Annotated in this window: 27 protein-coding genes; 17 read left to right on the forward strand and 10 right to left on the reverse strand. The window is 67.4% G+C overall.

Annotated features, from left to right (window positions below; genetic code table 11):
* Positions 1-11: 11 nt before the first annotated feature.
* From ACIQC0_RS11650 to ACIQC0_RS11670, 5 genes are all read right to left on the reverse strand, one after another.
* Positions 12-1,493, reverse strand: a complete 1,482-nt coding sequence (locus ACIQC0_RS11650; RefSeq protein ID WP_400535069.1) for an amidohydrolase family protein — start codon at positions 1,491-1,493, stop codon at positions 12-14.
* Positions 1,490-1,873, reverse strand: a complete 384-nt coding sequence (locus ACIQC0_RS11655) for an RNA-binding S4 domain-containing protein (RefSeq protein WP_377216219.1) — start codon at positions 1,871-1,873, stop codon at positions 1,490-1,492. Before ACIQC0_RS11655 ends, ACIQC0_RS11650 begins: the two co-directional genes overlap by 4 nt.
* Before the next feature lie 36 nt (positions 1,874-1,909).
* Positions 1,910-2,995, reverse strand: coding sequence for a sulfite oxidase (locus ACIQC0_RS11660; protein ID WP_400535071.1), 1,086 nt, complete (start codon positions 2,993-2,995; stop codon positions 1,910-1,912).
* Between the two features lie 128 nt (positions 2,996-3,123).
* Entirely contained in the window at positions 3,124-4,128 is a 1,005-nt protein-coding gene (locus tag ACIQC0_RS11665) for an aldo/keto reductase family protein (RefSeq protein ID WP_400535073.1), read from the reverse strand.
* 27 nt (positions 4,129-4,155) lie between these two features.
* Complete coding sequence (locus ACIQC0_RS11670; protein WP_400535075.1) at positions 4,156-4,908, reverse strand: hypothetical protein; 753 nt, start codon at positions 4,906-4,908, stop codon at positions 4,156-4,158.
* Between the two features lie 164 nt (positions 4,909-5,072).
* Here ACIQC0_RS11670 and ACIQC0_RS11675 point away from each other — a divergent pair, with 164 nt between their 5' ends.
* A complete protein-coding gene (locus ACIQC0_RS11675) occupies positions 5,073-5,471 on the forward strand; it encodes a YchJ family protein (RefSeq protein WP_377216215.1) in 399 nt (132 codons plus the stop codon).
* 32 nt (positions 5,472-5,503) lie between these two features.
* Here ACIQC0_RS11675 and ACIQC0_RS11680 read toward each other — a convergent pair whose 3' ends face one another.
* The 3 genes from ACIQC0_RS11680 to ACIQC0_RS11690 form a co-directional block, all read right to left on the reverse strand.
* The gene (locus ACIQC0_RS11680) at positions 5,504-6,301 is read right to left on the reverse strand and encodes a hypothetical protein (RefSeq protein ID WP_400535077.1); all 798 of its coding nucleotides are present in this window, start codon (positions 6,299-6,301) and stop codon (positions 5,504-5,506) included.
* A gap of 64 nt (positions 6,302-6,365) precedes the next feature.
* Positions 6,366-8,366: an acyl-CoA dehydrogenase family protein gene (locus ACIQC0_RS11685; protein ID WP_400535079.1), complete on the reverse strand. Its 2,001-nt coding sequence runs from the start codon at positions 8,364-8,366 to the stop codon at positions 6,366-6,368.
* A gap of 73 nt (positions 8,367-8,439) precedes the next feature.
* Positions 8,440-8,742, reverse strand: coding sequence for a hypothetical protein (locus tag ACIQC0_RS11690; protein WP_400535081.1), 303 nt, complete (start codon positions 8,740-8,742; stop codon positions 8,440-8,442).
* A gap of 256 nt (positions 8,743-8,998) precedes the next feature.
* Between ACIQC0_RS11690 and ACIQC0_RS11695 the strand changes: the two genes are divergently transcribed.
* The 8 genes from ACIQC0_RS11695 (at position 8,999) to ACIQC0_RS11730 (ending at position 20,027) form a co-directional block, all read left to right on the forward strand.
* Positions 8,999-10,456, forward strand: a complete 1,458-nt coding sequence (locus ACIQC0_RS11695) for a DUF3375 family protein (protein ID WP_400535083.1) — start codon at positions 8,999-9,001, stop codon at positions 10,454-10,456.
* Entirely contained in the window at positions 10,449-11,195 is a 747-nt protein-coding gene (locus ACIQC0_RS11700; RefSeq protein WP_400535085.1) for a DUF4194 domain-containing protein, read from the forward strand. The genes ACIQC0_RS11695 and ACIQC0_RS11700 overlap by 8 nt, the downstream gene beginning before the upstream one ends.
* A complete protein-coding gene (locus ACIQC0_RS11705; protein WP_400535087.1) occupies positions 11,192-14,626 on the forward strand; it encodes an ATP-binding protein in 3,435 nt (1,144 codons plus the stop codon). The genes ACIQC0_RS11700 and ACIQC0_RS11705 overlap by 4 nt, the downstream gene beginning before the upstream one ends.
* Positions 14,627-14,831: 205 nt before the next feature.
* Positions 14,832-15,914 carry an iron-siderophore ABC transporter substrate-binding protein gene (locus tag ACIQC0_RS11710; protein WP_400535089.1) on the forward strand — a complete coding sequence of 361 codons (1,083 nt, stop codon included), beginning with the start codon at positions 14,832-14,834 and terminating at the stop codon, positions 15,912-15,914.
* A 7-nt stretch (positions 15,915-15,921) separates the two neighbouring features.
* Positions 15,922-17,028 (forward strand): FecCD family ABC transporter permease, encoded by a 1,107-nt coding sequence (locus tag ACIQC0_RS11715; protein ID WP_400535091.1) that lies wholly within the window; start codon positions 15,922-15,924, stop codon positions 17,026-17,028.
* Between the two features lie 83 nt (positions 17,029-17,111).
* Complete coding sequence (locus tag ACIQC0_RS11720) at positions 17,112-18,158, forward strand: FecCD family ABC transporter permease (protein ID WP_400535093.1); 1,047 nt, start codon at positions 17,112-17,114, stop codon at positions 18,156-18,158.
* Between the two features lies 1 nt (position 18,159).
* Positions 18,160-18,975: an ABC transporter ATP-binding protein gene (locus ACIQC0_RS11725; RefSeq protein WP_400535095.1), complete on the forward strand. Its 816-nt coding sequence runs from the start codon at positions 18,160-18,162 to the stop codon at positions 18,973-18,975.
* A complete protein-coding gene (locus ACIQC0_RS11730) occupies positions 18,972-20,027 on the forward strand; it encodes a siderophore-interacting protein (protein WP_400535097.1) in 1,056 nt (351 codons plus the stop codon). The genes ACIQC0_RS11725 and ACIQC0_RS11730 overlap by 4 nt, the downstream gene beginning before the upstream one ends.
* Positions 20,028-20,072: 45 nt before the next feature.
* Here the strand turns inward: ACIQC0_RS11730 and ACIQC0_RS11735 are convergent, their stop codons facing one another.
* Positions 20,073-20,612, reverse strand: coding sequence for a TetR/AcrR family transcriptional regulator (locus ACIQC0_RS11735; protein WP_400535099.1), 540 nt, complete (start codon positions 20,610-20,612; stop codon positions 20,073-20,075).
* Positions 20,613-20,750: 138 nt separating this feature from the next.
* Here ACIQC0_RS11735 and ACIQC0_RS11740 point away from each other — a divergent pair, with 138 nt between their 5' ends.
* The 3 genes from ACIQC0_RS11740 (at position 20,751) to ACIQC0_RS11750 (ending at position 22,378) form a co-directional block, all read left to right on the forward strand.
* On the forward strand, positions 20,751-20,957 hold the full coding sequence (locus ACIQC0_RS11740; protein WP_400535101.1) for a hypothetical protein: 207 nt from the start codon (positions 20,751-20,753) through the stop codon (positions 20,955-20,957).
* Positions 20,948-21,439, forward strand: coding sequence for a DUF2269 domain-containing protein (locus ACIQC0_RS11745; RefSeq protein WP_400535103.1), 492 nt, complete (start codon positions 20,948-20,950; stop codon positions 21,437-21,439). Before ACIQC0_RS11740 ends, ACIQC0_RS11745 begins: the two co-directional genes overlap by 10 nt.
* A gap of 90 nt (positions 21,440-21,529) precedes the next feature.
* Positions 21,530-22,378, forward strand: coding sequence for an SGNH/GDSL hydrolase family protein (locus ACIQC0_RS11750; protein WP_400535105.1), 849 nt, complete (start codon positions 21,530-21,532; stop codon positions 22,376-22,378).
* On the opposite strand, the gene ACIQC0_RS11755 is transcribed toward ACIQC0_RS11750, so the two are convergent.
* Positions 22,375-22,662 carry a YciI family protein gene (locus ACIQC0_RS11755; protein WP_400535107.1) on the reverse strand — a complete coding sequence of 96 codons (288 nt, stop codon included), beginning with the start codon at positions 22,660-22,662 and terminating at the stop codon, positions 22,375-22,377. The two genes, ACIQC0_RS11750 and ACIQC0_RS11755, sit on opposite strands and share 4 nt — an antisense overlap.
* Before the next feature lie 57 nt (positions 22,663-22,719).
* Between ACIQC0_RS11755 and ACIQC0_RS11760 the strand changes: the two genes are divergently transcribed.
* The 5 genes from ACIQC0_RS11760 (at position 22,720) to rpsN (ending at position 25,000) form a co-directional block, all read left to right on the forward strand.
* Entirely contained in the window at positions 22,720-23,199 is a 480-nt protein-coding gene (locus ACIQC0_RS11760; RefSeq protein ID WP_377216198.1) for a MarR family winged helix-turn-helix transcriptional regulator, read from the forward strand.
* A gap of 51 nt (positions 23,200-23,250) precedes the next feature.
* Positions 23,251-24,012 carry an SGNH/GDSL hydrolase family protein gene (locus ACIQC0_RS11765; protein WP_400535109.1) on the forward strand — a complete coding sequence of 254 codons (762 nt, stop codon included), beginning with the start codon at positions 23,251-23,253 and terminating at the stop codon, positions 24,010-24,012.
* Between the two features lie 275 nt (positions 24,013-24,287).
* Entirely contained in the window at positions 24,288-24,524 is a 237-nt protein-coding gene (gene rpmB, locus ACIQC0_RS11770; RefSeq protein ID WP_015938871.1) for a 50S ribosomal protein L28, read from the forward strand.
* The gene (gene rpmG, locus ACIQC0_RS11775; RefSeq protein ID WP_013602737.1) at positions 24,524-24,691 is read left to right on the forward strand and encodes a 50S ribosomal protein L33; all 168 of its coding nucleotides are present in this window, start codon (positions 24,524-24,526) and stop codon (positions 24,689-24,691) included. Before rpmB ends, rpmG begins: the two co-directional genes overlap by 1 nt.
* 3 nt (positions 24,692-24,694) lie before the next feature.
* A complete protein-coding gene (rpsN, locus tag ACIQC0_RS11780; RefSeq protein WP_009358853.1) occupies positions 24,695-25,000 on the forward strand; it encodes a 30S ribosomal protein S14 in 306 nt (101 codons plus the stop codon).
* Positions 25,001-25,525 lie beyond the last annotated feature (525 nt).

The raw sequence follows: 25,525 nt of genomic DNA on the forward strand, positions 1-25,525 counted from the left end.
GATGACCCGGCTTACAAACCCGCCCAGCCGCCGTCGTACGTAAAACGTCCTGCCACCAGCGTGGCCGCCACGGGCATCGCGGCGAACTGGGAGTCCGGAGCAGTCAGCGGGTCGGTGTCCAGCAGCACCAAGTCAGCAGGGTCACCCGCCCGGACTCCAAGCCCAAACCGTCCCCGCGTCGAGGCATCCAGCGCCTGCTCCCGCGTGATGGCCTCCTGCGGCTGCCATGGCGGCCGTCCGTCCAGAGCCGACCGCGTCGTGGCAGCAGACATTCCCGCCCACGGATCGAGGCGCGCCACCGGGGCGTCGGAACCGAGCGCGAGTGTGGCGCCGGCGTCCAGCAGCGACCGCAGCGGAAACGCCCGATCCGTACCCTCCGGCCAATTGGATTCCGCGGCGTCGCGGTCGTCCAGCGCGTGCAGGGGCTGGACGCTCGCCGTCACGCCCAGGGCGCCGAACCGCGGGAAATCCTCCCGCCGCACAAACTGCGCGTGCTCGATCCGCCCGCCAATCCCGGCCCGCTCGAAAGCATCCAGCGCCACCTGGTTCGCCGCGTCGCCAATCGCATGGACGGCCGGGAGGAACCCGGTCTCCCGGACACGTCCCAGCAGCGCCAGGAGCTCCCCGGCGCTGACTGTCAGGAGCCCGTGCCCGCCGAACGGGTACGGGTCCACGCAGTAGGCGGTCCGCGTGTTGAGCGAGCCGTCGATAAGCACCTTGAGCGGCCCGACGCGCAAGAGCCCGCTACCGCCGGGCACCTCCTGCCCCGTCCGCATGCCCCCCGAAACGGCGCGATCCAGGTCCTCCGGATAGACGCCGGCTTCCACCCGCAGGGCGTCGAATCCGCCGGCGATCCGCCGCAGCCACGGGTCCCGGTTCCACGTCATCTCCAGGTCGACCACGCCCACCACGCCCCGCGCCGCAGCAGCCCGGGCCGCGGAGTCCACCCACTTGTCCACCACAGCGTCAGGCAGCCGGCCGAGCTCCCTGGTCAGGCCGAACGCCGGTTCCTCGCGCAGCAGACCGGACCCGTCCAGCTCCACGCCATAGCGGCGCCCGGCGGCGCTGTTGAGCCACACGCAGTGCAGGTCGTGGCTCACCAGGGCAACGGGGCGGTCCCCGGCCGCGGCGTCCAGCAGGTCACGCGTGGGACTGTCCCTCCACAGGGCGTCCCGGAAGCCAACGCCCACAAAGGTCGTCTCTTCCGGGGCTTCTTCGGCAAGGGAACGGCCGACGGCGGCGGCCGCCTCCTGAGCCGACGCCGCGCTTGAGAGGTCCAAACGGTTCGAGTGCATGGCCCACTGGGTCATGTGGACGTGTTCGTCCCACAGCCCCGGAGCCACGTAACGGCCACCGCAGTCCAGGGAAAGAGAGTCAATCCGGGGAGCGTTACCGTGTGGAAACACCCTGGCCACGGCACCGTCAACGATGTGGACGTCGTAGACAGAACCGCTGCCGGGAAGGCGTACTGCTTCCAGCACCAGGCCGGTCACGCCGGTCCCCGGAGGCGGTCCATTTCGCGGCGGTCTTTCTTGGTGGGTCGGCCGGTCCCGCGGTCCCGCTGCGGAATCCCAAGGGCCGGGGCCAGCGGGCGGGGCGGGGTGTGGTCCGTGAAGCAGTGGGAGGCTGCCTCGGCGCCGACGCGTTTGGCGATGAGCCGGCGGACTTCAAGAATGCGTTCATATCCCGGCATGCGGACCGTGACCGTGTCACCGGTGACCAGCGTGGCCGACGCCTTGGCCGGGGTGCCGTTGAGGCGGACGTGGCCCGCGCGGCAGGACGCCGTGGCGGCTGACCGGGTCTTATAGGCGCGGATGGCCCACAGCCAGGCATCAATGCGGACGGTGGCGGGGGAAGAAGGAAGGCTCGTCATGGCTGGGACCGAGTATAGCCCCGGGATCCGGAGCCCTCACTCAACCCGCACGCGCACCCGCTGGACCACGTTGTTGCCCATCCCCTGGTAGTTCCAGTTCTGCTCCAGGGGCTGGGCAGCTCCGGTTACATCAGAGGCGCGGCAGCTCAGGACATGCTCACCCGGATCGGCCACCCACGGGAGGGTCCACTTCCGCCAGGCGAACCCGCCCACCGGAGGCTCCAGCTGGGCGGAAACCCACTTGCCATCGATGCCCACCTCCACCGCGGTGACTGCGCCTTCCCCGGACCACGCACGGCCCTGCAGCAGAACAGGCCCGTGCGGCAGGAACCGGTGACGCGTGAAGAAGTCCGGGACGCCCGGCGGAACCATCAGCGAACGCACCCTGATCCGCGAAACGGGAGTGCCGCCGTCGTCCGCGGAATCCTGGTAGCGGTAGGCGACGTCCTGCTGGAACCCGGTGAAGCGGGTGGTGGCCACCTCGATCGACTCCAGCCATTTCACGCTGGCCATCCCGTACCAGCCCGGCACCACCAGGCGCAGTGGGTAGCCGTGCTGCGGCGGCAGGGCGCCGCCGTTCATGGCGTAGGCAAGCACGACGTCGGGACGCAGCGCCTCGCGGATCGGCAGGCTCCGCGCATATCGCTGGGGGACGCCGCCCTGCACACCGGAATCTGCGCCGGTGAAGACCACCTCGACGGCGTTCGGCAGCACCCCGGCCTTGCCCAGCAGGTAGGCCAGCGGCACCCCGGTCCACTCCGCGGTGCCGACACCCTCAAGCACCCACGGCTGGCTGAGCGGCCGCGGCTCCAGGAGGGAGCGGCCGTTGCCGGCGCACTCGAGGGTAACGGGCACGGTGATGGCCGGGTCGCGGCGCAGCGCTGCCATCGACAACTCAAGGGAGCGTTCCACGGCGCCATGAACGCGCAGGTGCCAATGCTCGGCGTCAATGTCCGGAATGTCGAAGTGTGTCAGGACGTAGTGCAGCCCGGGCGGGGTGACCTCGTAGCGGAGCGCCTCGAGCGGCATGGAGTGGTTCCGCGCGGCGAGCTGGAGTTCCTCCCGGGTCAGCGGCCCGGTAGAGGGAGGGGCTGTGTGGCGGTTCCGCTGTGACTGCTTCATTGCACTGCGTCCTGGTGTCCGTGTGGCGGGTTCCCCCTCCTCACAGGTTTACGCCCGGGCGTAGAAGCCGTCAACGGCCCCGTCGCCCTCCCGGTTAACCGCGGGTGGGCGGCGGGGCCGACGGGAGCCTAGGCTTCCCGCTGGGCCGGTGACTTGGTCTGTGCCGGATCCCGCTCCGCCAGGGAGCCGATGGCGTCGTCGATCCGCTTCAGCACCTGCGGTTCCAGCTTCACGCCGGCGGCAGCAACACTGTCCGCGATCTGCTCCGGCCGGGACGCGCCAACGATCGCGGAGGCCACGTTCGGGTTCTGCAGGACCCAGGCGACGGCCAGCTGCGGCATGGACAACCCGGCCTCGGCGGCGATCGGCTTCAAGTCCTGCACGCCGGCCAGGACGTCATCGCGCATCCAGCGTTCGATCATCTTGGCCCCGCCCTTCTGGTCCGTGGCGCGGCTGCCTTCCGGAGCGGGCTGGCCGGGCAGGTACTTGCCGCTCAGGACGCCCTGCGCCATCGGCGACCAGACGATCTGCGAGACGCCCAGTTCCTCCGACGCCGGAACCACCTCTGCCTCGATGACCCGCCAGAGCATGGAGTACTGCGGCTGGTTGGAGATCAGCTGGAAGCCCAGCTCCTTGGAGAGAGCGTGGCCCTCCCGCAGCTGTTCGGCGGTCCATTCGGAGACGCCAATATACAGCGCCTTGCCCTGCCGCACGATGTCCGCGAAGGCCTGCATGGTCTCTTCCAGCGGCGTTTCGAAGTCGTAGCGGTGTGCCTGGTACAGGTCCACGTAGTCCGTCTGCAGCCGGCGCAGCGACCCGTTGATGGACTCCATGATGTGCTTCCGGGACAGGCCCAGGTCGTTCTTGCCCTTGGGGCCGGTGGGACCGTACACCTTGGTGAAGATTTCCAGCGACTCGCGGCGCTCGCCCTTCAGCGCCTCACCCAGCACCGTTTCGGCGGCAGTGTTCGCGTAGACGTCGGCGGTGTCGAAGGTGCTGATGCCGGCGTCGAGGGCGGCGCGGACGCACTGCGTGGCGACGTCGTTCTCCACCTGCGAGCCGTGTGTCAGCCAGTTGCCGAACGTAATTTCCGAGACTTTGAAACCGCTGTTTCCGAGATACCTGAATTCCATGGGTTTCACGCTAACCCAGTTGGTTGCTCAGGGTAAGGGCTGTTTGCCCTTCGGACGGGAGCGCGGACCCGGTAGCGAACCCTCCGGCAGGTCGGGTCCGGCGAGCGATACCAGCGATCCGGTGTCCAGCGGCGCCAGCGGCCTGGGCGCGGGCGGCTTCCGGAACGACCGCGGCACCTCGCCTGCGGGCCGGCTGCTCTCCACCGCGGATTCCACCAGCGGCGCCACCTCCACGACGCTGGCCGCGGGCACCTTGGGATCGGGCAGGTCGCGGACCGTGAGCTTGATGTCCGGGGTGGCCGCGCGTGCCCGGGCCATGGCGCGCGCATCAGCCTCTGCAACGGCAGCAGCCCAGTCGCTGGCCAGGGCCGGCGGCTCACGGTGCCCGGCTGCCACAGCGGGGTGGTGTACGACGGCGGAGCGCAGCGCCGCCTTCACGCGCGCCGGCTTCAACCGTCGCGGATCCAGCCGTTGCGGGCTGAGTGCGGAACGCCAGTTCCGCCGCGCCCGGGGGGCGGCAGCACCGTCGTCGGACGTTGAAACTTCATCCAGGTCCCCGGCAGTGGCGGCCCCGGCTCCCGTGAGCCGCACCAGGGGAATGGATTCGCGGTTGGGTCGGTAGCCCAGGAGGGTCATCAGCACCAGGGCGGCAAGACGGCCCACACCGGCCAGCACCAGGGTAACGACGCCCAAAAGGAAGAGCACCAGGAACATCACGACGGCGATGCCAACGGTGCCCAAAAAGGTCAGGTTGAGGATGAGGGGGTCCGCATTTTCCACGTCATCTCTCCTCTCTGCCGGCAGCGAGGCCCGCGCCGGCGCCCGCTCGTCCAGGGCATCAGCTCTTTCTCCACCATACGGATTTTTGGAGTCGATTGCCGGTGTGAAGGACGGCCGGGCCGGGTTGTTTCAAAGCTGTTACCGGATATGACAGCATCGGGCTTATGAACGGAAATCGGGATGCCGCCCACTGCCCCTGCCTGTCCGGCGAGCAGTACGGGGAGTGCTGCGGGCGGTTCCACTCGGGCTGCTCCGAGGCCGCCACTGCGGAGCAGCTGATGCGTTCCCGGTACAGTGCGTTCGCGTTCCTTGACGCCGGGTACCTGCGCCGGACGCACCACCCGGACACGGCCCCGGCGGAGCTGGAGCTGGACCCGGAGATGGAGTGGCGGCGCCTTGATATCGTGTCCACCAGCCGGGGCGGGCCGCTGGATATCGAGGGCACGGTGGAGTTCAAGGCCTACTACCGGCACGGCCCGGAACGCGGTGTCCTCCATGAGGCCAGCAGGTTTGTCCGCGAGGGCGGCCGCTGGTACTACGTGGACGGAACGTTTCTCGACTGACTCCTGCGGCGTCCTCAAGGGCCTGCGGCAGGCTACTCGTCCCGGTAGTCGCTCTCCGGCGTGAACCCGGCGCGGTCCACGTTCCGGTGGTAGCGCATGCCGGCCAGTCCTCCCAGCACGGCACCCAGCAGTGCCACTGCGGCGACGACGACGGCCGCGATGATGCTGGTGGTGGTCAGTTCGCCCTCGTTGATGGGAATCCGGGGGAAGCTGTTCAGGCTTGCCAGCACGTTGAAGCGCTGGCCGGCCACCAGGCCGAGGACCGCCATGACGATCGCGGCGATGAGTGCCCAGATCCAGACCATCAGGCCCTGTTTGGCGCCGTTGAAGCGGGCCATCCGGCCTGCCACGTAACCTCCGCAGTAGTAGGACACCAGGAGGATCACCAGCAGGATGATGATGCCCACCAGTCCGATGGTGCCGTTGTTGGCCACCTCGCTGACGGCGTCTCCGACGTCGGCGTTGTTCGCCAGGCCCACGGCGGTCCCGGCGGCCGCGACCAGCGCGGTCAACAGGACGGCCATGCCCGTCGCGGTCAGCCAGCCGAAGAAGGCAGATCCGGCCTTGATGCCGCCAAACTGCTCCTTCTCGCGGATGAAAGCCGTTTCGCGGTCCGCGAGGCCGGGGTCGGTGACCGGTGCCGTCGGGACATAGTCCCGCGTGGCGGAGGCCCCGGAGGTAGCCGGGGTTCCGGCCGCTTCGGGGTAGGCGCGGGTGGCGTCGTCGTCCGTCCGGGGCCGGTCAAAGGCCCGGGTATCGTCCTCGCGGGCGCTGTCGTACTCGCGGGCGCGCCGGGAAGGCAGGTTCTCTGGGTCCGTTGAGCTGCTCATGGTTCAACTCAACCACCCGACCCAAAGGATAGCAAGCGTGCTTACTGTGCGGTGACCAGCGGTTTTACCGGTACTTCCGGTGCAGGTTTTCCCGCGTGGAGGCGCCGGGGGAGGCGTCCGCGATCCATGGGCCGGTCCCTTCGGACTGGTCCAGCACCCCTGCCTCAAGCCAGGTGTAATCGCCGGCGAGGACCTTGCGCGTGAGGCGCCGGTCGGCGTCGTCCGTGTTGCGCCATAGCTGGTCGAAGTATTCGTCCACCCGCACGCGCGCCTGTTCGCAGTACGCCTCCGCCAATTCGTAGGCGCCGGCGCCCTTCTCCGGTGATGTGCGCATCAGCATCTCGGCCCGGGAGCAGCAGGCGGTCATCGCGAACAGTTCGGCGCCGATGTCCACCACGCGCCCCAGGAATGCCTGCTTCCGCTCGAGCTTTGCCTGCCAGCGGCCCATGGCGTAGAACGTTTGCCGGGCCAGCCGCCGGGACGAACGCTCCACGAACCGCAGGTGCTTGGCCAGCCGGCCGAACTCGCTGTAGGAGCGCGGGTCCATGCCGGCGCCGGCCACGAGCCTGGGCAGCCACTTGGCGTAGAAGCCGGAGGCTCCGACGGCGGCACGCGCCTTGTCCTGCAGGCTCGCATCCATGGAGGCGAGGCTGCCCGCGGCTGCCAGGTGCGCGTCCACGGCTTCCCGGGCAATTAGCAGGCGCATGATTTCCGAGGAGCCCTCGAAGATCCGGTTAATCCGCAGGTCCCGCAACTGCTGCTCGGCCGGGACCGCGCGCTCGCCGCGTGCAGCGAGCGATTCGGCGGTCTCGAAGCCGCGGCCGCCGCGGATCTGCACCAGCTCGTCAGCGATCCGGCAGCTGATTTCGGTGGCCCAGAGTTTGGCCAAGGCGGCCTCGATGCGGACATCCTTCTGCCCGGCGTCGGCGAGTTCGGCGGAGAGTTCAAAGACGGCATCCAGGGCAAACGCGGAGGCGGCGATGAAGGCGATCTTCTTGCCCACGGACTCATGTTCACCGACGGGCCGGCCCCACTGGGTGCGGGCGTTGGACCATTCGCGGGCGATCTTCAGGCTCCAGCGCCCCGATGCCACGCACAGGGCAGGGATGGAAAGCCGCCCTGTATTAAGGGTGGTCAGCGCGATCTTCAGGCCCTGCCCTTCGCGGCCCAGCCGGTTGGCGGCGGGCACCCGGACCTGGTGGAACCGGGTGACGCCGTTCTCGATGCCGCGCAGGCCCATGAAGGCGTTCCGGTTCTCCACCGTGATCCCTGGGGAATCCATCTCCACCACGAAGGCGCTGATCCCGCCCTTGTGAACGGTTCCGTCCGGGCCGGTGTATGCCGGGACCACCGCCATCACCACCACGAGTTCCGCAATCACCCCGTTGGTGGTCCAAAGTTTCACGCCGTCCAAAAGGTAGGCGCCGCCGTCGTCCGTTGGCGTTGCCGTCGCGCCCATCCGGGCGGGGTCACTGCCCACATCCGGTTCTGTCAGGAGGAAAGCGGTGATGGCGCCGGCGGCGCAGCGCGGCAGGTACTCGCGCTTCTGCTCCGGGGTGCCGAAAACCTTGACCGGTTCCGGGACGCCGATGGACTGGTGGGCCGAGAGCAGGGCGCCGAGGCTGGGGTGCACGCTCCCGAGCAGTGCCAGTGCCCGGCCGTAGTACACCAGGGAGAGGCCCAACCCGCCGTAGTCCTGCGGGATCTTCATGCCAAAGACACCCAACTCGGCCAGGCCGCGGATGTAATTGTTCGGGATTTTGGCTTCCCGCTCGATCACGCTCCCGTCCAGGGTCTTCGCGTAGTCGGTGAGCCGGGCCATGAAGGCTTCACCGCGCTCCACATCCTCGGAGCGCGCGGCGGGCCACGGGTGCACCAGCCCCAGGTCGAAGCTGCCCAGGTACAGGCCCTTGGCGAAGCTCGGCCGCTCCCAAGTGGATTCGCGGGCGGCTTCGGCGACGGCGCGGGCGTCGTCCGCGGTGGCTCCGGCGCCGAGGTTGCCGGCCGGGACGGGGGTCTCCGCGTCCGGGGCATCAGTGGTTGGGGTGTCAGTTGCGGAGCTCATGGGTCATCTCCTTGGCCGGACCGGCCGGTGTAGCCATGGATCCGCCGGGTTGGAGAACCCTTCAGCTGTCTCTCTATATTACCCGCGGGTAGGTACCCGTGCTAGGGGCCGGGACCGGCTCGCGGGCACCGCTGGCTGTAGTCCGGGAGGAAAACCCGACGGCGGCGCGCGCCACGATCTCCCAGCCCGCGTTGATCCCGTGCACCACCGCCAGGAGCATGCCGGCGGCCACCGCCCAGGCGAGCCTCCCCAGCCCCAACAGCAGCATGGCCGCGAGCGCTGCGGTGAGCACGAAGACGGCCAGGACGGCTGCGAAGACCAGGGTCCCGATGAACACCAGGGTCGCGGTTTCCAGTGCGCTGAGATCGAACTGCATTATTCCCCCTGCTGCGAAACGTGTGATGGCTGCTTTTTGGCCGGAATCAGTAGCAGAAGCGTAGGTGCGGGCCGCGCCGCCAGCCAGAGCCAAAAGACCCGGCGGGGCTGTTGATACGGGATCGAGACTCTACGCCCGGGTAGGTCACGGCCGGGTCGCGGCCCCCACCGCTTTAGGTGGACTGCGTTAACCTTGAGGGTGGCAGTTTTCCGCCGCCGCCGGACCACCGAACCCCCAACCAGCCCGAGGAGAGTGCGTGCCCCGCTCCGCCAGGTCATCCGCTGACGCCATCAGCGCCAGGCTCAGGGACCTCGAACTCCTCACGAAGGGGCCGGCGTGGGCGCTGACGCGTTCAGCGCCGTGGGTCATCGCGGTGCTGCAGGCCTCCTTTACCCGCACCCGGCCGCAGCTTCCGCTCGAGGAGTTCCATGCCGACGTCGACTCCTTCCTCGAGGAGCTCCGGCGTCAGGAGCCCGCGGTGGGCGGAGGGGCAAACGGGAAGGCGTTCGGCGACGAATGGACGCGCCGGCAGTTCCTCACCCGCCGCAATCAGTCCGGCCAGATCGTCTACGAGGTTACCGAGCCCGCCGCCCGCGTGCTCGCTTTCCTGGACAGCCTATCCAGCGACCGGTCCACCCTCAACGGTTCCCGCCTGGGCACCCTGCTGGGGGACGTGGAGAAGCTGGCCAACGAAACCAACCCGGATCAAAGCGCCCGCCTCGAATCGCTGGAAGAGGAGATCGAGGAGCGGCAGCAGCTGATCCAGGACATCAGCAGCGGCGAATTTGACGGCCTGCTCGATGATGATGAAGCCGTGGAAGCCGCCGGGAACATCCTGGACCTGGCCGCGAGTCTTCCGGCGGACTACAAGAAGATGCGTGACCGGATCGAGGAGCTGGTGGGCGGGCTGCGCAACCAGATCATCGAGGAATCGCTCACCAAGGGTGCCACGATGGCGCAGGTGCTGGAGGCGGACAAGCGGCTGCGGCAAAGCCCGGAGGGCAGGACCTTCCGGTCCTTCGCGGCCTTCCTTGAGGATCCGCAGCAGCAGCTTCGCTTCCGGTCTGCGATCAGCGAGGTCCTGGGCCGGCAGTTCGCGGACGACCTTTCAGCGGAGGACCGCGAGACCCTCAAGAACCTGGTGGCGGAACTCCGGCAGCAGCACAGCCAGATCCAGCGCATCTACGGCAAGCTCAGCGAAAGTCTGAACACCTACGTCCAGAGCGACGATTTCCGCCAGTCCGTCCGTCTCCGCCAGGTCCTGCGCGAGGCCGAGCAGGTCATTCGATCCCTTCCCTACGAGCGCGAGCGGCCTGCCTTGGTGGCCGGCCCGGTCCTCTACAACGCAGCGTTCGAGTCCCTCTCCATGGTCAAGCTCTTCGACCCGGACGAGTTCGCCGCCCCGCCCAGGCTTGCTGATCCGATTGCCTTCAGCGATTCGGACCGGGTGCGCTCGCCGAGGACCGCCAAGGCCAAGCCGGAGGTGATCCGAGCGGCCATGGCGGGAGCCGGCACGCTCGTGGAGGCCTGGGCCCAGCTACCGCCGGAGGAGCAGCACATCAACACCATCCGCGGCCTCCTCTCGCACGCCCTGCACGCCGGGGCGGACTTCAGCCGGGATGCCTGGGATGGCGTGGACTTTGAACAGATTGACGGCACCACCCGCAGGGCCTACCTTCCGGTGGTCACGCTCGCAAAGGATTCTGATGACTGAAGAAATTACGACGGCGGCGCCCTTGGAGCGGCACGCCGCACCTGCGCCGCGGGACACCTTCGTTGACGGCGCCGCGCTGTTCCCGGGCGACACCGGGGTGCTCCCCATGAAGGTGCGGCAGGCGCTGGTCAGGCTCCTCAAGGGCCCTTACATCGACGGCGGCCGGGACGAGAAGCTGTGGACCGTGCTCCTGGACAACCAGGTGATCCTCCGCAGCCGCCTGTCCGAGCTGTTCCTTGCCCTCCAGCTGGACCATGAGCGGAAAATTGCCGTGCTGCGGCCGGTGGACCCGGACGCGATCGGCGCGAGCGCCCGCTCCAGCATCCTGCGCCAGCAGCGTGCCCTGAGCCGGGTGGAGACCATCGTCCTGCTCCGACTGCGCCTGCTCCTGGACCGCCACGTCACCGCGCAGACGGACCCCACCGTGACCCGCGAGGAAATCACCGATCTCGTGGCGCACTACCAGCCCGCCGGCCAGCAGGACGCCTTGCGCGATTCGGACGTGGTCACCCGCGCCATCAGCAAGCTGCTGGCCCGCCAGCTCCTCCTCCCCACCGGGCTCGAAGACGTCTACACCATCTCCAACGCCCTGCCCCTGGCCCTCCCGTTCGAGAACATCGGCGACATCCCGGCACAGATCGAAGCCCTCGTTGCCGCCACAACAGACCTCACAGGAACAGAGCCCCTTATTGATCTCGACGGCCAGGGTGAAGACGACGAAGCGGAGGCCACGAAGTGACGATCGCGAACATGCTGCCGCTGGGCGAGGCCATCAACCCGGGCCAGATGCGCCTGGCGCTGGTGCAGGTGGTCAACTGGGGCACGTTCCACGGTGCCCACACCATGCACGTGGACCGGAACGGCACATTGCTGACCGGCAACTCCGGGGTGGGCAAGTCGACGCTCTTTGATGCGATGCTGCGGGTCTTTGACGCCCGTCCCCGGTCCAACGAAGCTGCTGCCCAGCGCGCCGGCGGGGCTGTGGAGGACAAGAGGACCACCTTCACGTATATGCGCGGGAAGGTGGGCGACAAGGCAGTGGGAGAAGGCTCGGCGAGTGCCTTCCAGCGCCCCGGGGCCACCTGGTCCGCCGTCGCCCTCACGTTCGACAACGCCGCCGGCACCCGGGTGACGGTGTCTGCGCTGTTCGACCTGCCCAAGAACGGCACCGAATCCAGCGTGGGCCGGTTCTACCTCATCGACAACGCGCCGCTGGACCTCGAAGCGCTGGAGGGGATTGCGGACAAGCGGTTTACCAGGGCTGCCCTGGAGGCGGTGTTCCCGAACGCCCAGGTGTTTGACGTGCACAAGGCTTTCGCGGAACGCTTCCGCCGGCTGCTGGGCATCAACTCGGACCAGGCGCTGCCGCTGCTGCGCGTCATCCAGGCGGGCAAGGGCCTGGGCGGCAGCGTTAACACCTTCTTCCGCGACCAGGTTCTGGACGCGCCCGCCACCCTCGCCGCCGCCGATGACGTGGTGGAGGAGTTCAGCAACCTTATGTCCATCCGGCAGCGGCTGGAGGATGTCCGGCAGCAGCGCGACCAGCTGGCCCCGGTTCCCGGTCTGAACCGCGAATACGCGCAGGCCCTGCTGGACGCCAACCGGCTCCGCGACCTCACCGGCGAAGCGTTCGAGTCGTACCGGCAGCAGCTTGCGGTGTCCGTGCACCAGAAGACACTGGCCCGCTTCAAGGAGCTGGCACAGGCCAAAGCCAAGGCACTCGGCGCCGAGCGAGCCGTCCGGGACGGGTTGGCTAAGGAGCTGCGCCAGCTCGAAGCGGACTACAACAACCAGGGCGGCAACGCCATTTCCGCGATCGACCAGGCCCTCGAGAATGCCCGGGTGGGCCTCCGGCTCCGCCAACAGGTGGAGGAATCCGCGCAGCAGGCGCTCGCCGACGCCGGCCTGCAGCTGGAATGGACAGCGGAAGGCTGGGACCAGGCCCACGAACAGGCCGCCGCGCGGTCCGCCGAACTCAAGGACGATTCGCACGCCCTTCAGGAGCTCCGTTTCGAGGCCTTCGACGCGCACGCAACCCGCAAGCGCGAACTTGCCGCGGCTGAGCAGGAACTCGTCTCGCTGAAGACGCGCAAATCCCTGCTGCCGCCGTCGAGCATTGAAAACCGTGCCGCGATCGCCGCCGCCACGGGCGTACCGGAGGACCGGATGCCCTTCGCCGGCGAACTGATGGACCTTGCCGAGGGGGAGGAACAGTGGCGCCCCGCCGCCGAGCGCGCCCTCCGCAGCCTGGCCACCACCCTGCTGGTCCCCGGCGAGTACTTCGCCGCCGTCACGCGGTACCTGAACGGCCACAACATCCGCGGCGCGCTGCGGGCGGTGGACATCTCCAAGCCCCTCACCGGCGGTGCGCTCGCCGTGGAGGAAGCGCTCGACGGCGACCTGCTCACCAAGCTGGACATCCTCGCCACCGGTTCGGCTGCTGAAGCCGGTACCTGGGTCCGCGAGCGGGTCGCCCTGGACTTCGCGTATCCGTGCGTGGAGGATCCGGACGAGCTGGCGCGCCTGGACAAGGGCCTCAGCCTTGGCGGCGTGGTCAAGCGGAACCGCCATACGGTGGAAAAGGACGACCGCTTCACCAGCCGGCAGGACTACGTGCTGGGCTTCGACAACGCCGCCAAGCTGGAGCTGGTGGCCGGTCAGGTGGAGGACCTCCGGCAGGAAGTGGCCAAGGCTGCCGAACTGGCGCAGAGTCGCGAGGACTCGCACCAGGGCATGAGCCGGCAGCTCGAGGCCCTGCGGCGGATCGCCGAGGACGAACGGACCTGGGACCAGGTCTCGGCCGTCGTGGCGGCCAAGGAACTGGTGCGGATAGAGCAGCGGCTGAAGGATGCCCTGGCGGCGCAGGCAGACCTTGAACCCCTGCGCGCCGCCATCGAAGAAGTGCGGCAGAAACACCAGGCCAGCACCGAGGCCGCGGCCGTCCTGCAGAGCGAATACAAGGCCCTGGACCGGGAGCTCACCACCGCTGATGCGCTGCTGGAAGCCGCGCGTGGCCGCCTGGCTGATGCACCGCCGTCGGACGCTGCCGTTGCCGCGCTGGAACCTTACTTTGCGGACTTCGGCGACGTGGCGGAGATGCACGAACTGGACAACCTGGCCAACCGCGTGCGGACCGTACTCCTCGGTGAACTGCATGCGGCGGAGTCGCGCGGGCAGGCCACCGCCGAGCGGCTGACGCGCATTTTCGAAGCGTTCGTCCGGGACTGGGGGAGCGCGATTTCCGCGGACCATGGCACCACCATCGGCGCCGCGGGGGAGTTCGAGGCCCGGTACCACGCGATCGTCAACGACGGCCTGCCCGCGCAGGAAGCCGAGTTCCGGCAGTTCTTCAACCAGCGCACGCACGAATCCTTCAGTACGCTCCTGCACCTGCTGGACGAGGAACGCCGCTCCATCACCAGCCGCATCCTTCCCCTGAACGGAATCCTGTCCGAGGTGAACTTCCACGAGGGCAGCTACCTGGAACTGGACATCAAGCAGACGCTGCCGGCCACGGCCAAGCAGTTCAAGGACGCCATCCAGAACGCGCTGAAGGCCCGGCACGCCCGCGCTCCAAAGACTGACGCGGCCGCCCCCGACCGCGACGACGACGCCGAGCTCACCGCCCGCTACAAGTCCTTGGAAACCCTGGTCAAACGGCTGGGTTCGCAGGCGCCGGAGGACCGCAGGTGGCGGGCCGAGGTGCTGGACGTGCGCGGACACCTGTTCATCCAGTGCAAGGAACACCGCGCGGTGGGCGGCAAGACCGACGTGTTCATGCACGCGGACACTGGCTCCATGTCCGGCGGCGAACGGCAGCGGTTCACCGCGTTCATCATGGCCGCGGCGCTCAGCTACCAGCTGGGCATTGCCGAGCAGGGCTTCACCACGTACGGCACGGTGATGATGGACGAGGCGTTCGTGCTGGCCTCGGAAGAGTTCGCTGGCGCCGGCATCAAGGCGCTGCACGAGTTCGGGTTCCAGCTGTTGCTGGCCGCTCCGGAGAACGTCATCGACCTGTCCCGGCACCTGGGCTCTGTCACCGAAATCCTGCGGGACAAGCGCACCAACCGCTCCGGCGTGCTCACGGCCCCGGTCATCCGTCCCCGCCCGGGCGACGAGGGGGCGTGGCGGTCCGAGGCGAACCCGGTGGACATCGTGCTCCGCTGACCCCGGACGCTCTCTCACTTGATGTCGCTTTTCCCCGAACCCTCTCTCACCTGGTGAGAGAGGGTTCGGGATTTTTCAGCGTTAACTGAGAGAGCGTCGGGGGTGGGCTTCGTCACATCGGGTATTAAGTTACGCTAACGTTGCGTAATAGAGCAGAGGCTAGGCTAGCCTTACTTAGGTTCGCATCATTCACCTAAGGAGTTCCGTGACTTCCCCCCTCTTCCCCGGCCTCAGCGCCACCCGCCGCACGCTGCTCAAGTCGGCCGGCAAGGCATCGGCCGTCCTGGCCGCAGCGGCACTCACCCTCTCCGCCTGCTCCACGGGCCCGGCGTCCTCCGCTCCTGCCGAAACCGGCAGCGAGGGGCAGTTCCCCGTGACCATCGAGCACGTCTACGGCGAGACCACCATTGAGAAGCAGCCCACCCGCGTTGCCACCGTTTCCTGGGTTAATGACGATGTCGCCATCGCCCTGGGCGTTGTCCCGGTAGGCGTCCCCAAGAACGAGTGGGGCGGCAACGACAAGGGCTCCACCCCCTGGAAGGACGCAGCCCTCGAGAAGCTCGGCGCCGGCTTCGGTACCGAAAAGGCCCCGGCCCAGTACTCCGAGGCTGACGGCATCAACTTCACCGAGGTCGCCAAGCTCAACCCGGACGTCATCCTGGCCGCCTACTCCGGCCTGACCGAAGAGGACTACAAGAAGCTCAGCGAGATCGCCCCGGTGGTGGCACACCCCGAGCTGGCCTACGGCACCTCCTGGCAGGACTCCACCTCCATCATTGGCAAAGCCCTGGGCAAGGAAGCAGAAGCCGCCAAGCTGATCTCCGACACCGAGGCCACCATCAAGGAAAAGGTCGCCGAGTACCCCCAGATCCAGGGCAAGAGCTTCATCTACGGCAACCTGGAGCCTGCCAAGGGCGACGGCGTCAACGTCTACACCGCCAACGACAACCGCCCCCGCTTCCTTAGCGAAATCGGCATGAAGCTTGCCCCCGTCGTTGAAGAGAAGTCCAAGGGTTCCAAGGAATTCTTCCTTCCCTGGTCCGCTGAAAAGGCCAACGAACTTGAATCCGACGTCTTCGTGACCTGGGTTCCGGACTCCTCCACCGCCAAGGCCATCAAGGCCGACCCGCTGCTCAGCCAGATCCCCGCCATCAAGGACGGCGCCCTCGTAGCCGACTCGGACAACACCCTCACGCTGTCCATCTCGGCCTCCTCCCCGCTGAGCCTGCCGTGGTCCCTGGACACGTTCCTGCCGCAGCTGGCCACCGCCGCGGATGCCGTGAAGTAACAGTTCCATGACGCAAAGTACGACGACGGCGCGCAGCGAGGCGCGAGATCCCGGCGCTTTGGCGCCGGGAAAGCGGCGGGACGTCACGTCTCGACGCCCCGACGGCGCCGGCTCCCCCGCACGGGGCAACCGCGCCGCCTGGCTGCTGGCCGCCGTCGTCGTACTTGCGCTCCTGGCCGGGGCATCCCTGGCCATCGGCGCCCGGGACCTGTCCCTGGCCACCGTGTGGCAGGCGCTGGTCCAGTTTGATCCGGACAACGGGGACCATGCCGTAGTCCATGCCCGCATTCCCCGCACCGTCCTTGGCCTGCTGGCCGGCGGTGCGTTGGGACTTGCGGGCGCTGCCATGCAGGGCGTGGCCCGCAACCCGCTGGCGGACCCCGGCATCATGGGCGTCAACGCCGGTGCCGCGCTGGCTGTGGTCACCGGGATCTACGTCTTTGGCGTCGGCTCACTGTCCGGCTACATCTGGTTCGCGTTCGCGGGCGCGGCGAGTGCCGCCGTCGTGGTTTACCTGGTGGCCTCCCTGGGCAGGGAAGGCGCCACCCCCGTGAAGCTGGCGCTGGCCGGTGCCGCGCTGAGTGCGGGACTGTACTCGCTGATGAACGTCATCCTGGTGTCCAGCCAGGACACCCTGGACCGGTTCCGCTTCTGGCAGGTTGGCGGCGTGGCCGGCCGCGACTGGTCTGTGGTCCTTCCCGGCCTGCCGTTCCTTGCCGTCGGCGCGCTGATCGTGCTGCTGACCGGCCGCATCCTGAACAGCCTTGCCCTGGGTGACGACATCGCCCGGGGCCTTGGCCAGCGCGTCGGCCTGGCCCGGGCGGTTACTGCCCTGGGCATCGTGCTGCTGGCCGGCTCCGCCACTGCGCTGGCCGGTCCGATCGGGTTCGTTGGCCTGGTCATTCCGCATGCCGTCCGGTTCCTCACCGGCCCGGACTACCGCTGGATCCTTCCGTTCTCGCTGATGGCCGCGCCGGCGCTGCTGCTGGCTGCGGACATCATCGGCCGCGTGATTCTGCTCCCCGGCGAGGTCCCCGCCGGCATCATGACCGCCCTGGTGGGTGCGCCCGTCTTCGTGTGGCTGGTCCGCCGCGGGAAGGGAGCCGGACTGTGAGCCCCTCAACCCCCGCACCCACTGCACCCCCCGCCGTTGCTCTGTCAGATACGGCTGCTAAAACGGGCCCGAAAGCACCAAAGGTGATAGAGCAACGCGGGGGACGGCGCGGAGGCGGGAGGACCGCGCTGCTGGCCGCCGGCGTCGTGGTCCTGTTCGCCGCGTCCGTGCTGCTGGGCAGCTACACGGTGACCATCCCGGACTTCTTCACCATCGTCGTCAACCACCTGACCGGCGGCCCCAGGACCCCCGGCGCCAGCTTCATCGTGATGGAAAACAAGCTGCCGCGCGCGGTCATCGCCACCATGATCGGCGTTGCCTTCGGCCTGGCCGGTGCCCTGTTCCAGACCATGCTGCGCAACCCGCTGGCCAGTCCGGACGTGATCGGAATCAGCTACGGGGCCAGTGCGGCCGCCGTCCTGGCCATCGTAGTGTTCGGGGCGTCCGGGGCCGTGGTTTCCGGCGCAGCGCTCGGCGGTGCCCTGGCCGTGGCGGCGCTCATTTACGCGATCTCCAGCGGCGGCGCCATGCGCGGCGGCAGCGGTGGCAACGCGGCGGGCAACCGGCTGGTGCTGGCCGGCGTCGGGATCGCAGCGGCGCTGCATGCGCTGGTCAGCTTCCTGATGACCCGCGCGGATATCCGGACCGCCGCGGAGGCTCTCGTATGGCTGAACGGCTCGCTGAACTCGGCGAGCTGGGACCGCGCCGGCGTCCTGTTCGTGGCACTCCTGCTGCTGGTTCCCGCCGTGGCGGTGATCGCCGGCCCGCTGCGCATCCTCGAGCTCGGGGACGACACCGCGGCAGGCCTGGGCATCCGGGTCAACGCCGCGCGGCTTGCCCTGGTGGTCATCGCGGTGGCCCTTGCAGCGGTGGCGACGGCGGCAGCCGGCCCGGTCGCGTTCGTCGCCTTCCTGGCGGGCCCCATCGCCAGACGCGCCACCGGGAAAGCCAGCCTTCCGGCGTCGGCCCTGGTGGGCGCCCTCATTGTCCTCGCCGCCGACTACTTCGCCGCCAACCTGGCGCCCCTGCTGCTGGACGGCACCGTCCTGCCGGTGGGCGTCATCACCGGCGCTCTCGGTGCCCCCTTCCTGCTGTGGCTGCTGGTCACCGCCAACCGAAAGGACGCCTGACGTGGCAGTTCTCAACGCCAAGGACCTGACGCTGAAGTACGACCAGCGCTGCGTGGTGGACGGGCTCTCCGTGGAGATCCCGGAAGGCAAAGTCACCATGATCGTTGGCGCGAATGCCTGCGGAAAGTCCACCCTGCTCCGCGGCCTCTCCCGGCTCCTGAAGCCGGCCGGCGGCGTGGTGGCCCTGGACGGCAAGGACATCCACGCCCGCCCTGCCCGCGAGCTGGCCCGCGCCCTGGGCCTCCTGCCGCAGCACCCCACCGCGCCGGACGGCATCACGGTCAGGGACCTCGTGGGCCGAGGCCGGTACCCGCACCAGGGCTTCTTCCGCAGCTGGAGCGGGAAGGACGACGCCGCCGTGCAGCGTGCCCTGGAAGCCACCGAAACGCTGGACCTCGCAGGGCGCGACGTGGACGAACTCTCCGGCGGCCAGCGCCAGCGGGTGTGGATCGCCATGGCCCTGGCACAGGAGACCGACGTCCTGCTGTTGGATGAACCCACCACCTATCTGGACCTGGCGCACCAGGTGGAGGTCCTGGACCTCATCACGGACCTGAACCGCCGGCGCGGCACCACCGTGGCCATCGTGCTGCATGACCTCAACCTCGCGGCGCGCTACGCGGACCACGTCATCGCCATGAAGGGCGGCGCCGTGGTGGCTGGCGGCAGCGCCCGCGAAGTGGTCACCGAGGAACTGGTCCGCACCGTTTTCGGCCTGGAATCCCGGGTGATCCCGGACCCCGTGACCGGAACCCCGCTTGTTGTCCCCATCGGCCGCCATCACGTCCCTGCCACTGAACTGGAGCTCGTTTCATGAAGACCCGCGAAGTCGCCTCCGCACAGGCCATCAACACCGAGCCCATGACCCTGGCCTTCGAGGTCACAGTGTCCTCGGTCCGGCAGCTCAGCCCCAACTTCCGGCGGATCACGTTCGGCGGCTACTCGCTGCGGGACTTCGGCGTCCACGGCGGAACGCTTGACCTGCGGATCAAGCTGATGATCCCGTCCCTGGCGGAGGACGGCAGCGCCCTGCCCCTGCCGGTGTTCGAGATGGCCCAGGCCGGCTGGTACCGGGAATGGCTGGCCATGGACCCCGCAGTGCGCGGGTCCATGCGCACCTACACGGTCCGCGAGGCGCGCCTGGACGGGGTGTACCCGGAGATCGACGTGGACTTCGTGATGCACTTCGATGACGAGGGCCACGGCGGGCCTGCGGCCAACTGGGCGCTTGACGCGAAGCCCGGGGACGCCATCACCATCATCGGCCCCAATAACCGCGCCGCGCACTGTGTCACGGCGGAGATCTACTCCGGCATCGAATGGCGGCCGGGCCTGGCTCAGCGTGTCCTGCTGGCCGGCGACGAGACCGCCGTCCCTGCCATCTCTGCAATCCTCGAGAGCCTGCCGCCCTACATGACCGGCCACGCGTTCCTGGAAGTTCCCGAGGCCGGCGACTTCCAGGAGCTGAAGACCGCCGCGGACATTGAGATCATCTGGCTGGCCCGCGGCGCCCGGATCGGCCGTTCGCGCCCGCACGGCGAACTGCTGTCCGAGGCCGTGCGCAAGGCCGTCCCCGTGCCCGGCTGGGTTGGGATCAAAGCGTCCGACGGCGGTGCGGGGCCAGAGCCCGAGGACGTCAACGTTGACGTGGACATCCTTTGGGAGACGCCCGCGCGGATGGACACGGCAGCGATTGGCGCCTCCAAGAACCCTGGCATGCCCGCCGGCGCCATGCCGTTCTATGCCTGGATTGCGGGGGAAGCCGGCGTGATCAAGGACATGCGGCGGTACCTGGTCCGCGACGTGGGGATCGACCGGAAGCAGGTGGCCTTCATGGGCTACTGGCGGCGGGGCAAAGCCGAACTCTGACGCTCTATCACTCCTGGTGCATTTACCCCCGGCGCTCTCTCAGCTTTAGCGGGGCGCGGACGCTTCCAGGGCGTCCAGGGTGAGCCGGACCAGCCGGTCCACTTCCGCTTCGGAACCGGCCTGCGCTGCTGCGGCCAGGGCGTGCAGGCAGAACCGCGTTAGCTCGGCCGGGGCAATGTCGGTGCGGATTGTGCCGTCGTCGGCCGCCTTGCGGAGGATCACTTCCAGGAATTGTTCCTTGTGCTGCAGCGCGCCGGACTGCTGCAGCACTGCGGCGATGGCACTGTCGTGGTGCCGGTGAACCATCATCGCGTGGATGCACAGCACCTGTTCGAGCTGCCGGCGGGGGTCTCCGCCCGCAGCCTTGACGGAATGCAGCTGCTCCAGTTCCCCGGCCATCTGACGGTGGTGTTCAGCCTGCAGGATGGACTGGACGTCCGGGAAGTATTTGTAGAGCGTGGCCCGGCTGACGCCGGCCGATGCTGCCACGTCCGACATATTGACGGACAGGACGCCGTGTTCCGCCGCCAGCGACACAGTAGCGTCCAGGATGGCCTCGCGCACTGCAGTCCTATGCGCGCTCATAGTTTCACTCCACAGCTTGGGCACGCTTAAGTGTACGGGCTGACCGGTAGGCGACACCATGTCTATGGAGTTACACTCTGTATAGATAAACTGTTTACCGCCTGCCCAGCCGGGACGGCCCCAGCAAAGGAAACCAGCATGGAGGAGCAGAACCCCCGCCAAAGACGACAGTCCCCGCCGTTGCCGCGCTGGGTCAAGATTTCGCTGATCGTGATGGCAGGGTTGGCGGTCCTGGCGGGGGTGGCATTGCTCAGCGGCCATGGGCCGGTGCAACACGGCCCTGCCATGCATGGGTCGGCCGCGCACGGGCTGGCCGTCAACGGATCCGCCGCCCCATGGTTGTAGGGCCGAAGCTCCGGAAGGGCCTGTTGGTCCTGCACATCTCCGTCTCCGTGGGCTGGATCGGTGCAGTCCTGGCGTTCCTGGCGGTCGCAGCAGGCGCGCGACGGTCGGCCAATCCGGAGGCGGAGCAAGCGGCTTTTTCAATCATGGAAACAATCGGGTGGACGGTCCTGGTGCCACTCAGCTTGGCCTCCCTGATGACAGGCATACTGCAGTCGCTTGTCACGCCGTGGGGCTTGGTCCGGCATTACTGGGTCCTGGCCAAACTGTTGATCACGGTGGTGGCAACGGCGGTGCTGCTGGTGTTCATGGAGGGGTTTGGGCACCGCGGCCCTGAGGCAGGCGGTCCGCACGGCAACACGCCGGGCTCTTCCTCCATCCTCCACGCCTCCGGAGGCCTCGTCCTGCTGGTGTTGGCCCTGCTGCTCTCGGTCTACAAACCCCGCGGGCTGACCGGCTGGGGCCTGCGCAAAGCGCAGTCCTGACGCGTGTGCCGCCCCGCCCAGGCCTGACCCCGCACTAACTGTTCACCCCGCCGTCGTCCGTCCTTTGGCTTGATTGGCTAGCGTGGGCGGGTGCCTCCCGAACCATTGCTTCCCCAAACTGGCCGCCGGGTCTTCGTCGCCTTGGGGGATTCGTTCACGGAGGGCGTGGGGGACCGGAACGAGGCCATGCCCAACGGTGTCAGGGGATGGGCTGACCGTGTAGCGGACAAGTTGGCGCGGCACCAGCCCGGGTGGAAGTACGCCAACCTGGCTATCCGCAGCAAACGGCTTCGGAACATCATCGAGGAGCAGTTGGAACCGGCGCTGGCCATGCGGCCGTCATTGGTCACACTGTACGCCGGCGGCAACGACATCCTGGACCTGAAAACCGATATGGCCGCGCTCATGGCCGACTACGAGCAACTGGTGGCCACGCTGGCGGAAACGGGCGCGGTGCTGGTCCTGTTCACTGGCTTCGACGTGAAGGTATCCGCCCTGCTGGAGCCCCTGAAGAAGCGCAACGCCTTCTACAACCGGCGCGTGCGAGAAATTGCGCAGAAATATGATGCCGTGTTGGTGGATTACTGGTGCTTGGACGCCTTTCACGACCGAAGGATGTGGGATTCGGATCGCCTGCACATGTCCAAGGCAGGGCACAAATACCTTGCGGGGCAGGTGCTGGACCAGTTGGGCGTACCGCACAAGATCCAACCCAAGGACTGGGAGCCTCCCACCCGGCTGAGCCTGCGCGAGTGGGAACAACACCAGCGCCGGTGGGTGCACGACTGGGTACTGCCGCTGTTCGGGCGCAAGCTGCGCGGGGTGACGCTGGGCGATGAACTGACGCCGCGCTGGCCGCAGCCGGTGAAGGTGCCGCGCAAGGGCGGGATGAAGAAGGTGGCGCGGGAATTGGGGCTGGCCCGTACGGAAGGACGTTAGCTGTCGAGCAGGTTTTCGAACCCGGGAGCTACGCGGCCGGCGTGGAACTCCATGACCTCGAAGTCGGCCACGCCATTGACGTAGAACGGATCCTTGGCCAATGCCGCGTCCAGCGTTCCGCGGTCAGCCTGGGACAGAAGCAGCCCGCCCGTGCGCGGAATCTTGCGCCCGGCAGCGATGAACACTCCGTCGTCGAAAGCCTGCTGCAGCCACGCGATATGGGCGTCATTGTGGAAATCGACGATGTCCTGGGGAACCCGGTAGCTCAGGGAGACAACATACATGCGCCCAGCCTACCGGCCTGTCGCCAGCGCTTGAAGGATCAATCGTAGAATGGACGGATGACTGAACCGCGCTGGCTCAACCCCGACGAACGCCGTGCCTGGCTGGCCCTGGTCAGCATCAACACGCTGCTTCCCGCCGCCCTGGACACCAAGCTGCACGCCGCAGGGAAGCTCTCGCTTTTCGACTACACCGTGCTGGCCATGCTGTCCGAGGCCGAGGAGCGGTTCCTGCCCATGAGCGAACTCGCCGCCCGCACCAGTGCATCACTGTCACGGCTTTCGCACGTGGTCACCAAGCTGCAGAAGCGTGGCTGGGTGGAGCGCCGGCCGCACCCGCACGATGCCCGCGTCACCATTGCGCACCTCACTCCGGAAGGGATGGACACCATCGTGGCGCTCGCGCCGGACCACGTGGAGACCGTGCGGAACCTCTTCCTCGACGCCCTTTCTGAACAGGACGTGCTGGACCTGGCCCGGATCGGGGAAAAGATCGTCGGCCGTCTCGACGACGACCACTGGATCCTGCGGGAAACCTAGCCTCCGCGCCGCTTCTTGGTTGCTCCCGGCAACGGGTGGCAAACTATCCGGATGGACTTTACTACCCGGTTCGTGGCCCTTGGCGATTCCTTCACGGAAGGCGTGGGAGATGACGACTCTGCCCGCCCGAACGGGGTCCGCGGCTGGGCGGATCGCGTGGCCGAACGGCTGGGAGCCGAGGATCCCGGCTTTGGGTACGCCAACCTCGCCATCCGCGGGAGGAAACTCCGCCAGATCTTGGCAGAGCAGGTGGACGCCGCCGTCGAACTTCAGCCCACCCTGGTGAGCATCTACGCGGGCGCCAACGACATCCTCCGCCCCCGGATCGATATCGACGACCTTCTCGGAGAGTACGACGACGGCATCCGCAGGTTGAGTGCCACGGGCGCCACGGTAGTGATGTTCACCGGCTTCGACGCGCGCGGGTCCAAGGTTTTCGGCACCATGCGCGGGCGCACCGCCATCTACAACGAGCTGGTCCGCGGCATCGCCGGCGACCACGGCGCGCTGCTGGTGGATTACTGGCGCTTCAGCGAGTACTACGACTGGGGTATGTGGGCCAGGGACCGGATGCACATGTCCGCCACCGGCCACGCGAACATGGCAAAGCGCGTCCTGGAGGTGCTCAAGTACGACCACTCCATCGACATCCCGCCGATGACGCCGGTCCCCGAACTGAGCGGCAGCGAAGCCTTGCGCGCCAATGCCCAGTGGCTCCGGGAATACGCCGGACCCTGGGTCATGCGGCGGGTGACGGGCAAGTCCTCGGGGGACAACCTTTCGCCCAAGTACCCCGCGCTGACCCGGCTATAGCGCCGCGGGCAGGTGCCGCCGTCGTGCGCCCCTTATACACCCTGCGGGAGCCGGATTGGTCTTTAATTGCGCGAACTCGTAGACTTGGTAGGCGCTAAGTGCGCGGAGCGTGCGCAATTGCTCCGGTGGCCCGGTAATTTTCTCCAGGGCGGCCGGTAGTTAGGGGCTCAAGTTGCGTGACTAACCGTTGCCCTTCTTCACTTTTGGGTCGCACTTAGCAGCATGGTCCAGCAGCAGATATGCGGATCATTACTTTCAATTCTTGAGGAGAAGTCATGGCAGCACACTGCCAAGTGACCGGGGCCGAGCCGGGCTTTGGGCACAGCATTTCGCACTCGCACCGCCGCAACAAGCGCCGGTTCGATCCGAACATCCAGAAGAAGCGCTACTGGGTTCCGTCCCTGCGCCGTAATGTCACGCTGCAGGTTTCTGCACGCGGCATCAAGACCATCGACGTGCGCGGCATCGACGCAGTCGTCGCCAGCATTCTTGCTCGTGGGGTGAAGCTCTAGTGGCTAAGGACAAGGACGTACGTCCGATCATCAAGCTCAAGTCGACCGCGGGCACGGGTTACACCTACGTAACCCGCAAGAACCGTCGTAACGACCCGGACCGCATGGTTCTGAAGAAGTACGACCCCAAGATCCGCCAGCACGTCGAATTCCGAGAGGAGCGCTAAACAATGGCTAAGAAGTCCAAGATTGCTCGCAACGAGCAGCGCAAGGTCATCGTTGAGCGTTACGCCGCAAAGCGCCTCGAGCTGAAGAAGACCCTCGTTGACGAAAACGCAACCGACGAAGCACGTGAAGCAGCCCGCCTGGGCCTGCAGAAGCTGCCCCGTAACGCGTCCCCGATCCGTCTGCGTAACCGCGACATCATCGACGGCCGCCCCCGCGGTACCTTCCAGAAGTTCGGTATCTCCCGTGTCCGCTTCCGCGACATGGCCCACAAGGGCGAACTCCCGGGCATCACCAAGTCTTCCTGGTAATTCAGTCCCGCTGAATCCAGCTGCTTGAAAAAGGCCGGCAACCATGTGGTTGCCGGCCTTTTTGTGCGTTAACGCGGCCTCGCTTTTGCGCCGCCTAATGTGGGGCAGCACACAGATTGGGTTTACGACGGCGGAGGTCGGTTTTGGTGTCTGCGTGGTCTGTTTTTCGTTGTGTTGTGGGGGTTTTTGGGGGTGTGGGGTGGTGGTGTTGGGTGGATTTGCGGGTGGGGTGGTGGGGGTGTATTGTTTTCTAAGTCGCCGCGAGGGAGACAGCGAAGAGCTGGGTACCGCGGGTGGCGAATCCCCCGAATTTCAAGGCCAGTTTCTGGTTGCTCTTTAGGGCGCTGGATTGTTGGTGGGGTGGTTTCTTGTTCCGAGTGGGTCCTGGAAGATGGATTTGCGTTGGGGTGGGGGATCGGGTAAGTTTGAGAAGTTGCTCCGGAGCGATCCTGAACGTTGGTTTGGGTGGTGCCGGGTGTGTCTGTTGTTTGAGAACTCAATAGTGTGCCAAGTTTGTTGATACCA

This window comes from Pseudarthrobacter sp. NPDC092419 (genome assembly GCF_044755045.1).
Taxonomy (GTDB): domain Bacteria; phylum Actinomycetota; class Actinomycetes; order Actinomycetales; family Micrococcaceae; genus Arthrobacter.